Source organism: Nonlabens sp. (assembly GCF_965660805.1).
Taxonomy (GTDB): domain Bacteria; phylum Bacteroidota; class Bacteroidia; order Flavobacteriales; family Flavobacteriaceae; genus Nonlabens.
Genome location: NZ_CBFIBE010000003.1, coordinates 1 through 15,948, shown reverse-complemented (window position 1 = coordinate 15,948; position 15,948 = coordinate 1). Strand labels below are relative to the sequence as shown.

15 protein-coding genes are annotated in these 15,948 nt (G+C 35.3%); 4 read left to right on the top strand and 11 right to left on the bottom strand.

The window, feature by feature from the left end:
• The first annotated feature begins 149 nt into the window (after positions 1 to 149).
• Positions 150 to 716: a DUF4494 domain-containing protein gene (locus ACTF48_RS01475; protein WP_438961363.1), complete on the top strand. Its 567-nt coding sequence runs from the start codon at positions 150 to 152 to the stop codon at positions 714 to 716.
• 351 nt (positions 717 to 1,067) lie between these two features.
• Positions 1,068 to 2,330 (top strand): mechanosensitive ion channel family protein, encoded by a 1,263-nt coding sequence (locus tag ACTF48_RS01470; protein ID WP_438961362.1) that lies wholly within the window; start codon positions 1,068 to 1,070, stop codon positions 2,328 to 2,330.
• A 204-nt stretch (positions 2,331 to 2,534) separates the two neighbouring features.
• Here ACTF48_RS01470 and ACTF48_RS01465 read toward each other — a convergent pair whose 3' ends face one another.
• From ACTF48_RS01465 to aroC, 11 genes are all read right to left on the bottom strand, one after another.
• Entirely contained in the window at positions 2,535 to 2,726 is a 192-nt protein-coding gene (locus ACTF48_RS01465) for a cold-shock protein (RefSeq protein ID WP_036579162.1), read from the bottom strand.
• Positions 2,727 to 2,895: 169 nt separating this feature from the next.
• Positions 2,896 to 4,206 (bottom strand): DEAD/DEAH box helicase, encoded by a 1,311-nt coding sequence (locus tag ACTF48_RS01460; protein WP_438961361.1) that lies wholly within the window; start codon positions 4,204 to 4,206, stop codon positions 2,896 to 2,898.
• Positions 4,207 to 4,333: 127 nt separating this feature from the next.
• Positions 4,334 to 4,849, bottom strand: a complete 516-nt coding sequence (locus ACTF48_RS01455) for a hypothetical protein (protein WP_438961360.1) — start codon at positions 4,847 to 4,849, stop codon at positions 4,334 to 4,336.
• A gap of 8 nt (positions 4,850 to 4,857) precedes the next feature.
• Entirely contained in the window at positions 4,858 to 5,862 is a 1,005-nt protein-coding gene (locus tag ACTF48_RS01450) for a glycosyltransferase family 9 protein (protein WP_438961359.1), read from the bottom strand.
• 334 nt (positions 5,863 to 6,196) lie between these two features.
• Positions 6,197 to 7,744 (bottom strand): SDR family NAD(P)-dependent oxidoreductase, encoded by a 1,548-nt coding sequence (locus ACTF48_RS01445; RefSeq protein ID WP_438961358.1) that lies wholly within the window; start codon positions 7,742 to 7,744, stop codon positions 6,197 to 6,199.
• A gap of 25 nt (positions 7,745 to 7,769) precedes the next feature.
• Entirely contained in the window at positions 7,770 to 8,219 is a 450-nt protein-coding gene (locus ACTF48_RS01440; RefSeq protein ID WP_438961357.1) for a KTSC domain-containing protein, read from the bottom strand.
• 310 nt (positions 8,220 to 8,529) lie between these two features.
• Positions 8,530 to 9,519, bottom strand: coding sequence for a UDP-3-O-(3-hydroxymyristoyl)glucosamine N-acyltransferase (gene lpxD / locus ACTF48_RS01435; RefSeq protein ID WP_438961356.1), 990 nt, complete (start codon positions 9,517 to 9,519; stop codon positions 8,530 to 8,532).
• Between the two features lie 134 nt (positions 9,520 to 9,653).
• Positions 9,654 to 10,253 carry a PhnA domain-containing protein gene (locus ACTF48_RS01430; RefSeq protein WP_438961355.1) on the bottom strand — a complete coding sequence of 200 codons (600 nt, stop codon included), beginning with the start codon at positions 10,251 to 10,253 and terminating at the stop codon, positions 9,654 to 9,656.
• A 66-nt stretch (positions 10,254 to 10,319) separates the two neighbouring features.
• Positions 10,320 to 11,672 (bottom strand): hypothetical protein, encoded by a 1,353-nt coding sequence (locus ACTF48_RS01425; protein WP_438961354.1) that lies wholly within the window; start codon positions 11,670 to 11,672, stop codon positions 10,320 to 10,322.
• Positions 11,673 to 11,781: 109 nt separating this feature from the next.
• Complete coding sequence (locus ACTF48_RS01420; protein WP_438961353.1) at positions 11,782 to 13,110, bottom strand: dicarboxylate/amino acid:cation symporter; 1,329 nt, start codon at positions 13,108 to 13,110, stop codon at positions 11,782 to 11,784.
• A gap of 34 nt (positions 13,111 to 13,144) precedes the next feature.
• Positions 13,145 to 14,209: a chorismate synthase gene (gene aroC, locus ACTF48_RS01415; protein ID WP_438961352.1), complete on the bottom strand. Its 1,065-nt coding sequence runs from the start codon at positions 14,207 to 14,209 to the stop codon at positions 13,145 to 13,147.
• A 51-nt stretch (positions 14,210 to 14,260) separates the two neighbouring features.
• Here aroC and ACTF48_RS01410 point away from each other — a divergent pair, with 51 nt between their 5' ends.
• Positions 14,261 to 15,040 carry a hypothetical protein gene (locus ACTF48_RS01410; protein WP_438961351.1) on the top strand — a complete coding sequence of 260 codons (780 nt, stop codon included), beginning with the start codon at positions 14,261 to 14,263 and terminating at the stop codon, positions 15,038 to 15,040.
• 110 nt (positions 15,041 to 15,150) lie between these two features.
• Positions 15,151 to 15,936 (top strand): type IV pilin protein, encoded by a 786-nt coding sequence (locus ACTF48_RS01405; protein WP_438961350.1) that lies wholly within the window; start codon positions 15,151 to 15,153, stop codon positions 15,934 to 15,936.
• The last annotated feature ends 12 nt before the right edge of the window (positions 15,937 to 15,948 follow it).

Sequence of the window (15,948 nt, the reverse complement as noted above, 5' to 3'; positions counted from 1 at the left end):
GATTATATAAAAGTGATCATAAACAGCAGCTCTATCTCTTGTAGCTATTACTATAAAACTCCCGTCAACCATTGTGAATATCTAACTAGAAAAAGGTCAAAATCACAACAAAATTCCCTTTACATTTGCCGTCCTAAAAAATTAAAAAGATGAGCGCAACCTGGTATGAGTGTAAAGTTAAATATAGAAAATTTGATGAAGCAAGCGGTACTCATAAAATTAAAACAGAACCTTTTCTAGTAGATGCAATATCTTATACTGAGGCCGAAAGTAGAATTACTCAAGAGATGGCAGCCTACTTGCCAGCAGATGAAGAAATTAAAATAACCAATATTAAAGTAGCTAATTTTGCTGAGATTCATCCTTTTGAAAACACAGATCGTTGGTTTAAATCTCGCGTGTCTTTAATCGCATTTGATGAGGAAAGTGGTAAGGAGCGTAAAACTAATTTATATATGCTCATACAAGCAAATGATGTTAAAGAGGCATATGACAACACGGTAAGCACCATGAAAGATACCATGGGAACATATACTATTCCTGCCATCTCAGAGTCTCCTATAGTTGACATTTTTCCTTACTTTACAGGAGAAGAAGATGACCTCGAGCGATTGAAGTCTTTTGTAGCCCTAAAAGATTCTGTTACTACCGGTAACGATATGAATGACGACCTAGAAATTAAAGATATTCTTGAACATTCTCAAGAAGAAGAATAGCTCATGTTGAAAAAGTTGAACTACACAGAAAAATAGCGTGTTATTCCTATAAATACTAAAAAACATTAGTAATGGCAGCATGGTTATAAATTATGTAAATTCTAACTAGATGTTTTCATATTTTATAAGAGCATGCGCGATATGTTATTACGCTTTCGCGAAAGCGAGATCCTTACATAAGTCTTTTTAAGAAACATGAGATCTATGTAACATTTCCCTCTCTGGATAGTTACTTTTGTGAATACAAAATTGCACTTAAAGAAATAGTTCTATAGACTTAGACTTTTAATAGAATTATGAGCCTGTTGAATGAATCCATTAAGTGCAAGAATATTTAAAAATTAATTATCTATGAAAATGGAACATATATTCTATGATTATTTAATTGAAACAGGAATCTCAAGTTCTACCGCTGGATACCTGAATGCCGCTACCCTACTCATGGGACTCATACTGCTGGCTTTATTACTAGACCTTATTATTAAAAAAATAATTATAGTAGTTTTTACACAATTTGCGGAGAAAACAAGAACCAACTTTGACGATTTACTGATTCAAAATAAAGTACCTCGTAATGTGGCTCATATCATTCCTTTAATACTTGTTTTGGAATTTATACCGCAAGTTTTAGTCGATTTCCCATATGTCGAAAATCTGGTGGAAAAAGGGTTACAAGTTTTTGGTATCATATTGTCTTTATGGATTGCTCGTAGTGTTTTAAATGCTTTAAAAGATTATTTTAAAACCTTATCGCGTTTTAAGGATAAACCTATAGATAGCTACATTCAAGTGTTTATGATTTTTGCTTGGATCTTAGGAACTTTATCAGCTTTTGCGATTATAACAGGTATCGAGTTCATAAAGTTTGTTACAACTATTGGAACAGCATCTGCCATTATAATTCTTGTTTTTAGAGATACTATTTTAGGGTTTGTAGCAAGTATACAAGTTTCAGTAAACGATATGGTGCGCATAGGTGATTGGGTCACTTTTGAGAAGTATGGCGCTGATGGCGATGTTACAGAAATTAATTTATCTACGGTAAAGGTTCAAAATTTTGACCTAACAATCACCACCATTCCTACCTATGCCCTAATCTCAGACTCGTTTAAAAACTGGCGAGGTATGCAAAACTCTGGTGGAAGACGTATTAAAAGATCCTTAAATATTAAATTAGACAGTGTAGCTTATTTAACACCATCTCAGGTAGATAAATTAAAAGAAATACAGCTCATCACCAGCTATTTAGATTCACGTCAAGAAGACATAAATACGTTTAACGAGAATAACAAAATCAATAAAGCAGCACTTATTAATGGTAGAAATTTAACTAATATAGGAGTGTTTAGAAAATACATGCAAACTTATGTAGAGCATCATTCTGGTATTAATAAAGATATGATGATTATGGTACGACAGCTGCCTGCAGGATCGCATGGAGTTCCTATAGAAATGTATGCTTTTAGTAGCGATAAGCGATGGAAAAACTACGAGTACATCATGGCAGATATTTTTGATCACCTGATCGCAGCAGTTTCCTTTTTCAATCTAGAACTATATGAAATGCCTAGTAATTCAAGCTTTAAAGGAATAGTAGCTCAAGGAAATTCATAAATCAAATGATCTTTTTTATTTCATAATCTCCTTAACAATAAAAAGCAACTAAGACTGTGATATTTTTTTAGCATGAACTAGGTAGAACTTCTTATTTAGGCTGCATTAGAAACACAACTTATTATCAAACCCTCACATAAGTTTATTCCATAAAAAAAGCCCATCTCTAAGATGGGCTTTCTTTTTAAACTTGAAGTATATGTCTTATAGAACTTTTACGTTCACTGCATTTAATCCTTTGTTACCTTCTTTAAGGTCAAATTCTACTTCGTCACCTTCACGGATTTCATCGATTAATCCTGAAATGTGTACAAAGTGATCTTTGTCTACTCCTTCTTCAGTGATAAAACCAAAACCTTTAGTCTCGTTGAAGAATTTTACTGTTCCTTTACTCATTTTAATGTAATTAAATTATATAATATAAGTTGCAAAGATGGAGCCATTTAATGGATATTAACCATTAATATCCATTTATCTTTGTTTATTGAGCATTAACAGCTAGTTCAAGACGGGTAAAAAAGGCCGCCAAAGCCAAAAAAAGTTGTTTTTCAATCATTTAGCGATTTTAGATCTCATAGATTCGCACCTTTTTCTTTTTTAACCTGGTATTATTAGTGCTAGAAATAACCTCATGAACTTTTTTCTTAGAAACCGCTACAAAAGCACAATCCTGTTTTAACTCTATAACTCCTAGTTCATTTTTTTCTAATCTACCTTGTTTGAAGAATAAGCCTGCGATATCTCCTTTAGATATCTTATCCTTACGACCACCAGAAATAAAAAGAGTTGTCCAGTCCGTTTCCAGGCTTGTAGTTTTAGGGTCCAGAACTAATAGGTCATCTGTAGTGATAAAATCTGGCACGATTTCTTTATTCCATTGCAACACATAAGCTGTTCCAGCAGCATTCATTCGGGCAGTTCTACCATTTCTATGTGTAAACTCTTCTGCTTTTAGTGGTAACTGGTAGTGAATAATATATTTCAACTCAGGAATATCGAGACCACGAGCTGCTAGATCAGTAGCAATAATAATTTGATAAGTTCCATTTCTGAATTTTATAAGAGCTCGTTCACGTTCTTGTTGTTCTAAGCCGCCATGAAATATTCCATGCTCTATATGATGTGTTGCTAAATGCTCACTTAAATAGTTGATAGAATCTTTATAATTACAAAATATAATACCAGGTTCATTACCTATATGAGATAACAATTCAACAAGGGTTTTCAATTTATCTTTATGTGTTGCTAGTACTCTTTTTACCGCAAGCTCTTTCACACCACTTGCTGTATAATCGATCACCTTAGGGTGATGCAGTTTTACAAAATCTGGAATTTTCATATTTTGAGTAGCACTAGTAAGTACACGTCTTTTTACATGCGCAAGATCATGCATGATATGAGCCATCTCATTTTCAAAACCTACCTCGAGAGATTTATCAAACTCATCCAGCACTACTGTTCTTATATATTCTAAATTAAAACTCTTGCGATCTAGATGGTCCAGCACTCTACCTGGCGTTCCTATAAGTATTGCTGGAGTATGTGAGAGCTCTATCTTATCTTTAGAAATAGGTCTACCGCCATAAACGGCATTTGCTTTAAATCCAGTTCCCATATCACGTATCACTTGTTCTATTTGAATGGCTAGTTCCCGTGACGGCACTAAAATAATCAATTGTACTTGTTGTAATTCTATTTTTAACTCGTTAAGAACTGGTAATAAAAAGGCTAGTGTTTTTCCAGTTCCTGTAGGTGATAATAAAATGGTGTTAGGATATGCAGGAATGGTTAACAGCGCTTGTTCTTGCATAGGATTAAGCGTTGTAATTCCTAGTTTAGCAAGGATTTGCTGTTGATTTTTAAAGGTTTCAGACATGCTGTAAAAGTAAAGGTTTTAATGTGGTATTAAATACGGTAAGTTTCAACTAAGATTTTTATCAAAAAATCTAGTAAATTGAAAAGCATTAACACCATAAAAGTGCCCTAACTGTTTTCAAAAGGTTTTAAATAAAAACTAGAACCAGCGCTAGAATAACACCACCAGCAACAAACCACATTCCTTTTTTAAAAATGGTAGTTCCAGGCATAAACATCCAGAAACTAGAGATGACAAAAAACAATAACCCTAAACCAAAAGTTATATTCAAGAAAAACAACGGCTGACTCGATTTTGCTTTATGCAAGTGCGTCATCTTATCCAGTATATATGGCAGCTCCATTTTCTTATATTCCACAGCTCCGGTAGCTAGATTATAAGTTCCATTTTTAAAAGTGACCACATTGTTAGATTCACTTTCTATTTTCAACCTTTTAATGCCTATAGCCTGGCCTAGCTCTTTTTCACTAAGTTGTGTTTCTATTACTTTAGAATAAGCCACTTCTCGCTTCATTACATCTCCATCACGGAAAATTAAAACAATACCGCTCACGGCATAAACTGCCATAATTCCTGCTAAGAAAAAGCCTAAATAGCGGTGAAAAACTCTCATTTTAAGCGATGTATTACTTGGTTTAGCCATAATTGATTTTAATTTAGAACTCCATCTACAGCTTTAATGATTTGGTCATAAGTTAAGTCTCCTGTAAAAAGAGAAAAACTATTACCATTAAATGGTTCATAAACATGTCTGTTAGTTTTAGAAAACAATCCCACTACTGGTGCGCCAGAGGCACTAGCTAGATGCATGATGCCGCAATCTGCGCCTATCCATACCTCTGTATGGGAAATAAATGCAGCAATCTCTCTGATATCTTTACTATAGTATGATGGCGCTGCAAAATCTATTTGAGAAACGTTTTCATAAGGTAAAACCTCTACGATATGATAGTCTGGATATTCTAAAAGTAATCTTTTGTAAAAAGGAATCCACCAGTCTGGTTTGTAACACTTTTTTCCTGTGGCAAAGGTAAATAAGGCTATAGTTTTCTTGCTATCATCTACTATTTCTCTAAGTTTAGCTAGGCCTTGTTGAGACTCTGCTGGAGTGAGATTTAAATTTAGATTCTTAACAGGTGCATGGTGGTCCTTGAAACCTAATTTTTCCATATAAGCTCTAAAGGCATATACCTGTTCCTTTGCAATATGCTGACCATCTTTATAATTTGCGCTAAAATCTTGTTCTTCTAGACCAAACACTTTAAACCTAGAACGTGCCATTTGTGTATAAAGACGTCCTGAAGAAGAAGATCTCACGGCGTTAATAGAGAAATCATACTTTCTTTTTCTTAAAGATAAAACTCCTTTAATATATCCTTTAAGGTTTTTAAAAGGTTTTTTAGGTAAACTGGTGATGTGTACCACCGGTTCATAGTTTTCAAAAATAATAGGACCTAGAAATCCTTGAACTATCAGATCTATCTTTGCATTAGGAAAGGTTTTAATAACTTCCTGAACTAGTGGTGTGATTAATAATAAATTACCTAGCCTGTGATTAGTACGCACGATAAGTACTCGTTTCACAGTATTCAAGTCTGTTAAGTCACCTGGTTTAGGTTCATGTCCATTACCGATCCCTTTGGTTAGGGATTTCATAATCTTTCTTCTGTAATTATTAATTTTAGGAAGTTTAGACATAACACTTATTATCAAGTTGCTAAAATAAGCAAGCTCAATTAATCTAAGGAATGATTAAGCATATTTAGTAGCTCAGGAACAGTTAAATAGACTATAATTTATCTTTAGTGTAATTAATCATTCCTTTTGCAATAATAATTTTGGTGATTGAGATATCGCTTTCGCGAAAGCGTAATTAAAAACCGTGTTCTGCACTCCATCAATCATTATAGTTCAACAGTCTTATCTTTCTATTCTCACTATAAGATTCATAGGGTTACAAGGACTTTAATGAATGCTGGTTTCTTTTTCATTACCAGCTTATAGGCCTATAATCTTTGAGGAACTTACCGCACCAGTGTTTACCAGTGTTAATTCCGTCAAATAATGGATCTAAAACTCGTGCTGCGCCATCTACAATGTCAAGCGGTGGCTGGAAATCGTGTAGTTCTTGTTTACGCTTAGAAAGTTCGGCAGGATCTTCATCTGTTACCCAACCAGTATCTACAGCATTCATAAAAATACCGTCCTTTGCCAGAGTTCCTGCGGCTGTATGTGTAAGCATATTTAAGGCAGCCTTAGCCATATTAGTATGTGGATGGCGGTCTTCTTTAAAAAAAGTATGAAACTTTCCTTCCATGGCACTCACATTGATGATGTGCTTTTTACCTGTATGCTCTTTCTTCATCATTTCAGAAAGTCTATTGCAGAGCACAAAAGGCGCTACTGAATTTACAAGCTGCACTTCTATCATTTCAGTAGTTTCTACTTCACCTAGTTTGAGACGCCAGCTATTAGTCTTTCTTAAATCTACTTGTTGTAGGTCTGCATCCAGTTGCCCTTCTGGGAATACTTCTGGTGCGCTAAGTGCTTTATCAAAACTATATGGGATTTGAGAGAGCTGTGCGCTAGCTCTCAAGCCTATTCCTGGTTCTGGTCCGTGCCATGTTACAGGCATATTTTTATTTGAAGAAGCTGCTGGAGAGAGTGCTTTAATTTCGGCTAGGCACTCTTGATGATCTTTAAGTAATTCTTGTGCAAAAGGAGGCAACTTACTGTATTCCAGATTTTCATTAGGCATTAAGTGTGCATAAAACCCTGATGGTCTACGCACCGTTTGTGCTGCATTATTAATAAGAATATCCAGCTTTTCATACCGTTGCTCAATAAAGTTACAGAAGATTTCTACACTAGGAATATGTCTTAAATCGAGTCCGTGAATCTTTAGGTTATGAGCCCAGTCGTTATAGTCTGGTTCTTTTGAGAAACGTATCGCACTATCTGCTGGAAAACGTGTGGTTGCAATCACGGTAGCGCCACCGCGTAATAACATCAAAGAGATATGATATCCTATTTTTAAACGTGAACCTGTAATTAATGCTACTTGTCCTTTAACATCGGCAGTTTGAAATCGTTTTGCATAATTAAAATCACCACAGTCTGTACACATCTGGTCATAAAAATGATGCAGTTTTGTGTACATGGTTTTACATACATAACAGTTTCTAGGTGTGCTTAGCTCGCCTGGATCTTTTTGCTCGAGTTCTTGCTGTAATAAAACTTGTGGAGCTACAAAAACGCTTGCTTCACGAGCGCTGCGTATTCCAGTTTCTTTGCGAGCGTGTTTATCTCTAGTGGCTTTTTTTCTTTTGGCCGCTTTTACGGCATCTTTTTTACGTCGTTTATATTCATCACGACTAGGCCTAGAAAGCAGTCCAGCTTGTTTTATAAGTTCTATACGTCGCTCTTTAGGAATTTCAAAAATTTCATCAGTATCTGTATTCAACCTGTTAAGAATATCGATGCATTTCTCGATTTCTTCTTGAGTTAACGGACTTTGAGATGAATTTGGATCTTTCATGATGCGATAGAAATACTAAAACGACTTAGACCTGTTCTACGTCTTTCTTAGATTTACGGTATAAGTAATTATTAAATATATTACGTTTTGCAAAACGATAACGGTTGTCTGCATTAATTAATTTCTTAAATATTTTTACATCTACGCCAAAATATTCATAAGTCGTCCCGTCAGTAAAAGTTATTTCCAGAACGCGTCCTTTGTGATCAAAGTCTTCAATTCCAGTATTAGTAATTGTTTCTTTGTAAGCTGGTAGGTTTGTTTCTTTAGTCTCTGGCGCAATACTTACCAGGAAATGATATCCATCAATTATCTCACGGCTCATTACCTCTGCCTCATCCTTCTTATCATCACCATCCTGAAATTTATCAGGATGCCATTCTTTTACAAGATTGCGGTAACTCTTTTTAAGTTCCTTAAGGTCAATGTCTTTCTCTACATTGAACATTTTCTTGTATTTATTGATTCGTTTCATGTTCTACTTTTTTATAGCGCGCAAAAGTAGTCTATTCTTTTGATGTGGTGATTTTTATTTTTTGGGCTGAACTCAGCTATTAAAGATTTAAATTGTTATACCAATTTATGGTTCTAATACCGTATTCTTAATTTGAATTATTTTTTGACTAGATGATAAAGAAAATTAAAGCATAAACTACGGTTTCATTTTATTTTGAAATATAAGCGAAAAAGAAACGAATTATATGCGTCGTTAGGAATGTAAATTGGTATTAGTTTGAAAATCTCGTTAGTAAACAAATCGTTGTTTTGTAATGAATACTAAAATCCTACTTCGCCAGTTTGCGCAGTGCTACCCATTGTTTGAGCATTTCACGAGATTCTACTGCTGGATACCCTAGAACGGTCTGGCCAGCTTTTACATGATTCATTACACCACTACCAGCACCTACTGTTGCTCCAGATTCTATAACCGTGTGATCTTTAATAGAAGCACTACCACCTATAACAACTCCATCTCCTAGCGTTACTGAACCTGCTAGACCACTATGACCAGCCATTATACAGCTCCTTCCCATCACGCAATTGTGTGCAATTTGAACGAGATTATCAATCTTACAACCATCTCCTATAATGGTAGAGTTAAACTTAGCGCGATCCACACAAGAGTTAGCTCCTATTTCCACACCATTCCCTATCACTACATTACCTATATGTGGTATCTTAACCAGGCCGCGACCATCATCTGCTGGTCTGTACCCAAAACCGTCAGCACCTATACTCACATTATTATGAAAAATACATTGAGCACCTATTTGCGAGCGCTCTCTGATTACTGTTCCTGACCAGGCTACCGTTTGCGGTCCAATCGTAGAATCATCAAAAACACTTACATTATGGTATAAAACGACTCCATCGCCTAATGTTACATTTTTACCTACATAACAATGTGCTCCTATCTGAACTCCATCACCTATGATAGCCGTTTCATGAACAACTGCCGTTGGGTGAATATCAGTTTCAAAAACAGGAGTCGGTGGTAAAAAAGCTTCTAGCATATTTGCCATAGCTAAATCTGCATTTTTCACTTGAATCAACACACGATTATCTCCAGGTTCTAGATCAATATTATCATTTACAATAGCAATTGAAGCCTTAGAATTTGCCCAAAGTTTTGCGTATTTGCGATTCCCTATAAATGTTAAATCATTAGGTTTAGCTTTGGTAATTTCTTCTATTCCCGTAATCTCTTGACTGGTTGAACCGAGCATGGTTCCGTTTAAGGCGTCACAAATTTGTTGTGCTGTAAATGAATTCATTATGGTCAATGGTTTAGACTGGTAAAACTAAACTATAGCCATTGATAATAAAAATGGATTCTAATTAAACCTTATGATCCCTATTTTTATTAGGTGTCATATTAATAAATTGGCATTACTTCTCACTTAGACAACTATTCTCCAGAAGTTTTCTTGATGTATTGAGTTAATAAAACCACTTGTGTAGGACCTACTCTACCTTCTATTTGGTTTGCATTATCATGCACTAGGGAAATATTGCGCACTGCTGTTCCTCGTTTTGCGGTAAAACCAGCACCTTTTACGTCCAGATCTTTAATAATAACTATGCTATCACCTCTTTTTAAAATATTACCATTTACATCTCTATGAATGATTTGAGGACCACGCTGTATTCCGTCTTCTGCCCATGCCCTAGTTTCATCTTCTAGATACATCATATCCAGTAAATCTTGCGGCCAGCCTTCTGCTTTTAGTTGATCTAACATCCTGTAGACGACCACTTGCACTGCTGGAACCGTACTCCACATAGAGTCATTAAGTGCACGCCAGTGGTTAGGATCCACTTTATCTGAGTCTGCAAGTTGTTCTTGACAGGTTGCACAAGCTAGTATTTCCGTCTCTTTTACATTTTTAGGAGAATCGGGAACTTCATAAACGGCCAAACCTACTTTTTGTTCTAAAGTATCTGTTGCGCCGCAAAGTTCACATAAATTCCCTGATCGATTCTCTAATTGTTTTTGTAAATCTGACATGTTTAAATATTTAAGGAGGCAAATGTAAATAACCTCAACAAGTTCTAAAGAACTAAATGATAAAAATTAGGGTCTATCACCTAGGTTAGGGCTCCAAGATTTAGGAGATGGATGATTTGAAAACATAGGGAACTGAATCAACTCAGAGAATGAGTTAAAATCAATAATACTCCAATCCTTATCTAGTTGTATAATTACTGGACCAACACCTATACTCAAATTCTCTAATAATTGGTTTGCCTTTTTGTGACTTGTGCTTAAATGTGAACCAGCCACTTGATTTTCTAAAAAATAATTTTTAAAAAGACTTTTAAACTGATCGGTTCCTAACCCTATAGTCATAAAACGAGCGTTTTCATTTTTGCGATCCAAAAAGAATTGATTCCATAGTAAGAAGTTAGCCTCTAAATTTTTATCATTCACTGGATATAATAAAACATAGGCAGCCTTACCTCTAGCTTTTTGTAGATCGATCTTTTTATCATAGAAGTCAGAAACACTTAATTCTGGAAAAGGATCACCTACTGATAATCTATTTCTACTATTATAGATAATTTTAACCTCTCGGTCATGAAAAGGAGAATATGAAAAACGTTTGATCAACTTGAAGAAATCATCGCTTTTCTCGTGACGTTTAAGAACAGCATATTTAAGCACTGTTACTAATTTCCATCTTAACACTTTAGAGTCTATAGCTTTCACAACATCTCTCATTTCCTTATAATCAGAAATAGATAATAATTTATGAAAATAGAAGGCTATACTAAGGTTAAGATATGTTCTATAATTAACATGATCTTCTTCAAAATCATAATCAAGTTGAGGAAAATCATCAAGAGATAAGGAGTTTATCCCTAGGTTGTAATTACGTAATACTTCATGAAATACATCTTGATAAGCTTCATAGTATTTCCAGTACTTTTTTTCATCCTTTAAAAATGTTTCAGTCAGGCTTAACGACTTTGCCATAGATAATAAACTATCCTTTCTCATCGCAATAAGTTTTAAAGACTTTAATCTATCAGCGTTTATAAACATCGTGTCCTGTTCAAGGTCTAATAACGCGCGATATCGATCCAGAACGTAATTATTCTTTACAGCAGCCTTATCACCGGTGTAATAGTAATTATACGAATCAAACTTTTCACCCAATACTACAGTAAAAAAATCATTTTCCTCTAAGTGAACAGGAGCTTTATAGTCGTACCAGCTTATGTATTGAAAACCACGATCAGGCCTATAACCTTCTTGCATCGCCTCTAATGTAGTTGTGCGATCTAAATCTGGATGTCCTATCCATATTTTTTCGAAATAAGTCAACTCATCATTATATTCAAATACTAGATCCACAGGAATCCTTTTTTGAGCTACTGCAAAAAAGGAACAGGAAAAAGACAGAACTAGAATAAAATAACGCATTTATTTGAGTTTCTTTTATGACAAGAGATCACCTAGCACATACAGTATCTAAGATATTAAGATAACTAAATAGTCCAACAACACAGTAAGTACTTCAATACATTATCTATTAAGAGCTAACCTCATCAAGGTTATCATCCCAATTTTCTACATGAGGTTGACCAAATTTGCCCAAAGACTTAGCAACTACAGAGGCTACGGTGGCATCACCAGTAACATTTACAGTAGTACGTAACATATCCAGCGGTCTGTCCACTGCAAAAATGAGAGCAAGAGCAACTGGAAGCAATTCACTAGGAAAATCGATGGACTCTAATACGATCACAAGCATAACCATTCCTGCTCCAGGAACAGCAGCACTTCCTATAGAAGCCAGTAATGCTGTAAGAACTATAGTTAATTGAGCACTTAAATCTAAAGGTATTCCTAGCGCTTGACAAACAAACACAGCTGCAACAGCCTGATACAAACTAGTTCCATCCATATTAATAGTAGCTCCTACTGGTAGTACAAAACTGGAAACTTCTTTTTCCACGCCCATGTGTTCTTCAACACGTTCCATAGTTACTGGTAAAGTCGCAGCGCTTGAGCTTGTAGAAAAAGCAAGTAATTGCGCCGGTGCAATTTTTTGTAAAAACCAGAACGGTGATTTTTTTACATATAAAGCAAAAATCAAACAATAAATCACGATCATAATTAACAATCCTGCTACTACCGTTAAGGCATAGAATAGTAATGCTAGTAATACTTCGGGATCATCGGCACTGACTACTACGTTTGCCAGTAATGCAAAAACAGCATAAGGTGCAAACAGCATAATCAAGTCTACCATCTTAAGAACTACATCATTCAAGCTATCAAAGAAATTCTTTAATGGCTCAGCCTTTTTCTCTCCTATTAATAACATAGATATTCCTAAGAAAATAGCAAAGAAAATCACTTGTAACATCAAGCTATTATTAGACATTGCAGCAACGGCATTACTAGGCACCATATCCACTAGCGCTTGTAAAGGTCCTGCATCTTTGGTTTGTGCAGCAGTAGCAAGTTTACCAGCAATATTTGAATTTCCCTCATAGGTAGAACTCAACTTAGTAATAGTTTCTTTAGAAATTCCGTCACCTGGTGCAAAAAGATTTACTAACCCTAATCCTACAGTAATAGCTATCACTGTAGTACATATATATATTATGATGGTGCGCAATCCCATGTTACGGAACTTAGCAATGTCCTTTAAATCTGAGATTCCTTTAATTAAGGAAGCGAGTATTAAAGGTACGGCAATAAGCTTTAGCAGGTTGACAAATATGGTTCCGAAAGGATTAATCCAATCTGCTACAAAATCTTTTCCCCATTGCATTTGAGTCATCACAAACCCAAAACCGATTCCGAGAATCATTCCTATTAATATTTGCCAGTGTAATGCTAGTTTTTTCATGTATTGATTTTAATAAGTATGCCAATATAATATTTTATAATCTTGTGGTGCGTGCTCTCAAGAAATGGTCTGCAAGAACCAGTGCTGCCATAGCCTCTACAATAGGAACTGCTCTGGGCACTACACATGGATCGTGTCTTCCTTTACCTTGCATGGTCACTTTTTCTCCAGCACTATTAATCGTTTCTTGATCTTGAATTAAGGTAGCCACAGGCTTAAAAGCTACTTTAAAGTAAATATCCATACCATTTGAAATGCCACCTTGAATCCCACCACTATGGTTAGTTTGTGTGGTTCCATCTTCATGGTAGAGATCGTTATGTTCACTACCTTTCATGCGTGCACCTTCAAAACCGCTGCCATACTCAAATCCTTTAACCGCGTTTATCGATAGCATTGCCTTAGCCAGATCTGCATGGAGTTTATCAAATACAGGTTCACCTAGTCCACTCGGTACATTTTGAATGACACAAGAGATCGTGCCACCTATGGTATCTCCTGCTTTTCTAATTTGTAGAATTTTTTCTTCACACGCTTTCGCGAAAGCGGAATCTGGACATCTTACTACATTATTTTCAATCTCATTGAAATCTAATTTTTGGTAAGGTTTATCTAAGGCTAAATCTCCAACACTACTTGTAAATGCCGTTATTTTTAAGTCTGAAAGGAGCTGTTTTGCAATCGCACCAGCTACTACTCTACACGCTGTTTCTCTCGCACTGCTGCGGCCACCGCCTCGATAATCACGTACTCCATATTTATCATCATAAACCTTATCTGCGTGACTAGGTCTATAAGTGTCTTTTATGTGCGAGTAATCTTTTGATTTTTGATTCTCATTAATGATTTGAAAGCCTATGGGAGTTCCTGTGGTAACTCCTTTAAAAATACCTGAAAGAAACTGAACCGTATCTGACTCTTTGCGCTGGGTAACGATCTTGCTTTGTCCTGGTTTACGTCTATCTAAATCTGCTTGAATAGCATCTAGATCAACTTTTAATCCCGCTGGACAGCCATCTATAATTCCACCGATCGCAATTCCATGCGACTCTCCATAAGTGGTGAGCTTAAATAAAGTACCTAATGTATTTCCTGCCATATCCACAAATATAGTTAGACAAATTCATAACTTTGACTTCAAATGGTAACAATGAAAAAAACATTACTTGTTATAGTTGTAACAACTATTATCGTGGCCTGCGGTTCACAAAAAACAGCACCTTCAAACAGTTCTAAAAAAATTAAAAAATCTGTTTATCAAAAGAAAGCAGATCTCTTTCAAAACGTTAAATATCTCATAGGAAGAGAACAATACAACAGTGCTATTTTAAATATAGACCGCATAGAAGAACTAGAACTTAGGGATAATGACTACGAGCCTTACCGTTATAAAGCGATGATTCTACAAGTAACTGGTAAAAAAGAAGAAGCAAATCAAGTTTATGAAACCATCATAAATGCACTTAACGCTAGTGCTGGTGAAAAGAAAAAGTCACGCCAGCTTATGGCTATTAATAACAACCCACCTATAGCAATGAGTCATAAAACAGCAACTAAAAAAGATTCCATATCTTCTAAAGAAGCCTTTAAAGTTATAGAAATGCCTCCTGTTTATCCTGGATGTGAGAACCTACCACGAGAGTCACAAACTAAATGCATGTCACAAAAAGTTGCAAAACATATAGTCAAAACTATAGATGTAAATATAGCTCAGGTAACAGATCATACAGGTTTTATAAGGTCATATGTTAATTATGAGATAGATACTACTGGTACTATCTCTAAAATCAGAACCTCTGGTAAAAATAAATTCCTAAATCTAGAGGCGCATCGCGTCATGGCACAATTACCGAAAGTGATACCAGGTATGCAACTCGGTAAAAAAGTTGCTGTGCCTTATACCATTCCCATTAGATTTGCGACTAATTAATACCACTTTATCGTTATTTTTAAAGCGTTTAACTTAAAAAGGGATAGACGGTTTATATGAACCTCACATTTATTTTCATTAATACTATATTTACCTATTAAAATTTAATCATGAAAAAAGCTTTTATAATTCTTACAGCAGCAATAAGTATAGTCGCATGTACTTCAAGTGATGATAACGGTTCTGGAAACAATACTAATTTTAGTTACTTACCTCTTACCATTAATAATTCATGGGATTATGATGTTGCTACTGGTCAGAATGTCCTTAATGATAATCTAGAAGTAACCGCAGTTACTGGAAATGATTACACTCTTACTGCAACTCCTGTTGCACCTGCAGGAATTATGACCGGTGTACTTTCCAGTGGTGAATTAACCGCATCAAACGGTCAACTTATAGGAAATGGTACCATAGGGTTTGATTTTCAAGGAGTAGGTGACTTTTCTATAGACATCACAAACGGTGTTTTATATGATCAAAACGCAAGTAATGGTTCTGAATTATTTACTACCAGCGGTGTTTTTACAGAAACGATCAATAACTATGATCTCGACATAAATTATAAAGCAACTACTAAGCAACTCGCAAATGAGCCTAGTATAACCGTAGCTGCTGGAACATTTACAGATGTATTGCATTCTCAATTAATCATAGAAGTGAGTATAAGTTCAGAAATAAGTATAGGACCTATTACCCAAACCATAACTCTTTTACAAGCTCAAGATGTGATCGTAGTAGATAATTACTGGGCACAAGATATCGGGTTAATTAAGTCAGATAATCAACTGGATTATGAACTAGAAGATTTTTCTGCCTTAGGTGTGAACCTTCCTGTACCTCAAAGTGCTAGTGTGCTTACTACACAAGATTTAACGGCTTATAACGTGAATTAAAAAAGAGTATTT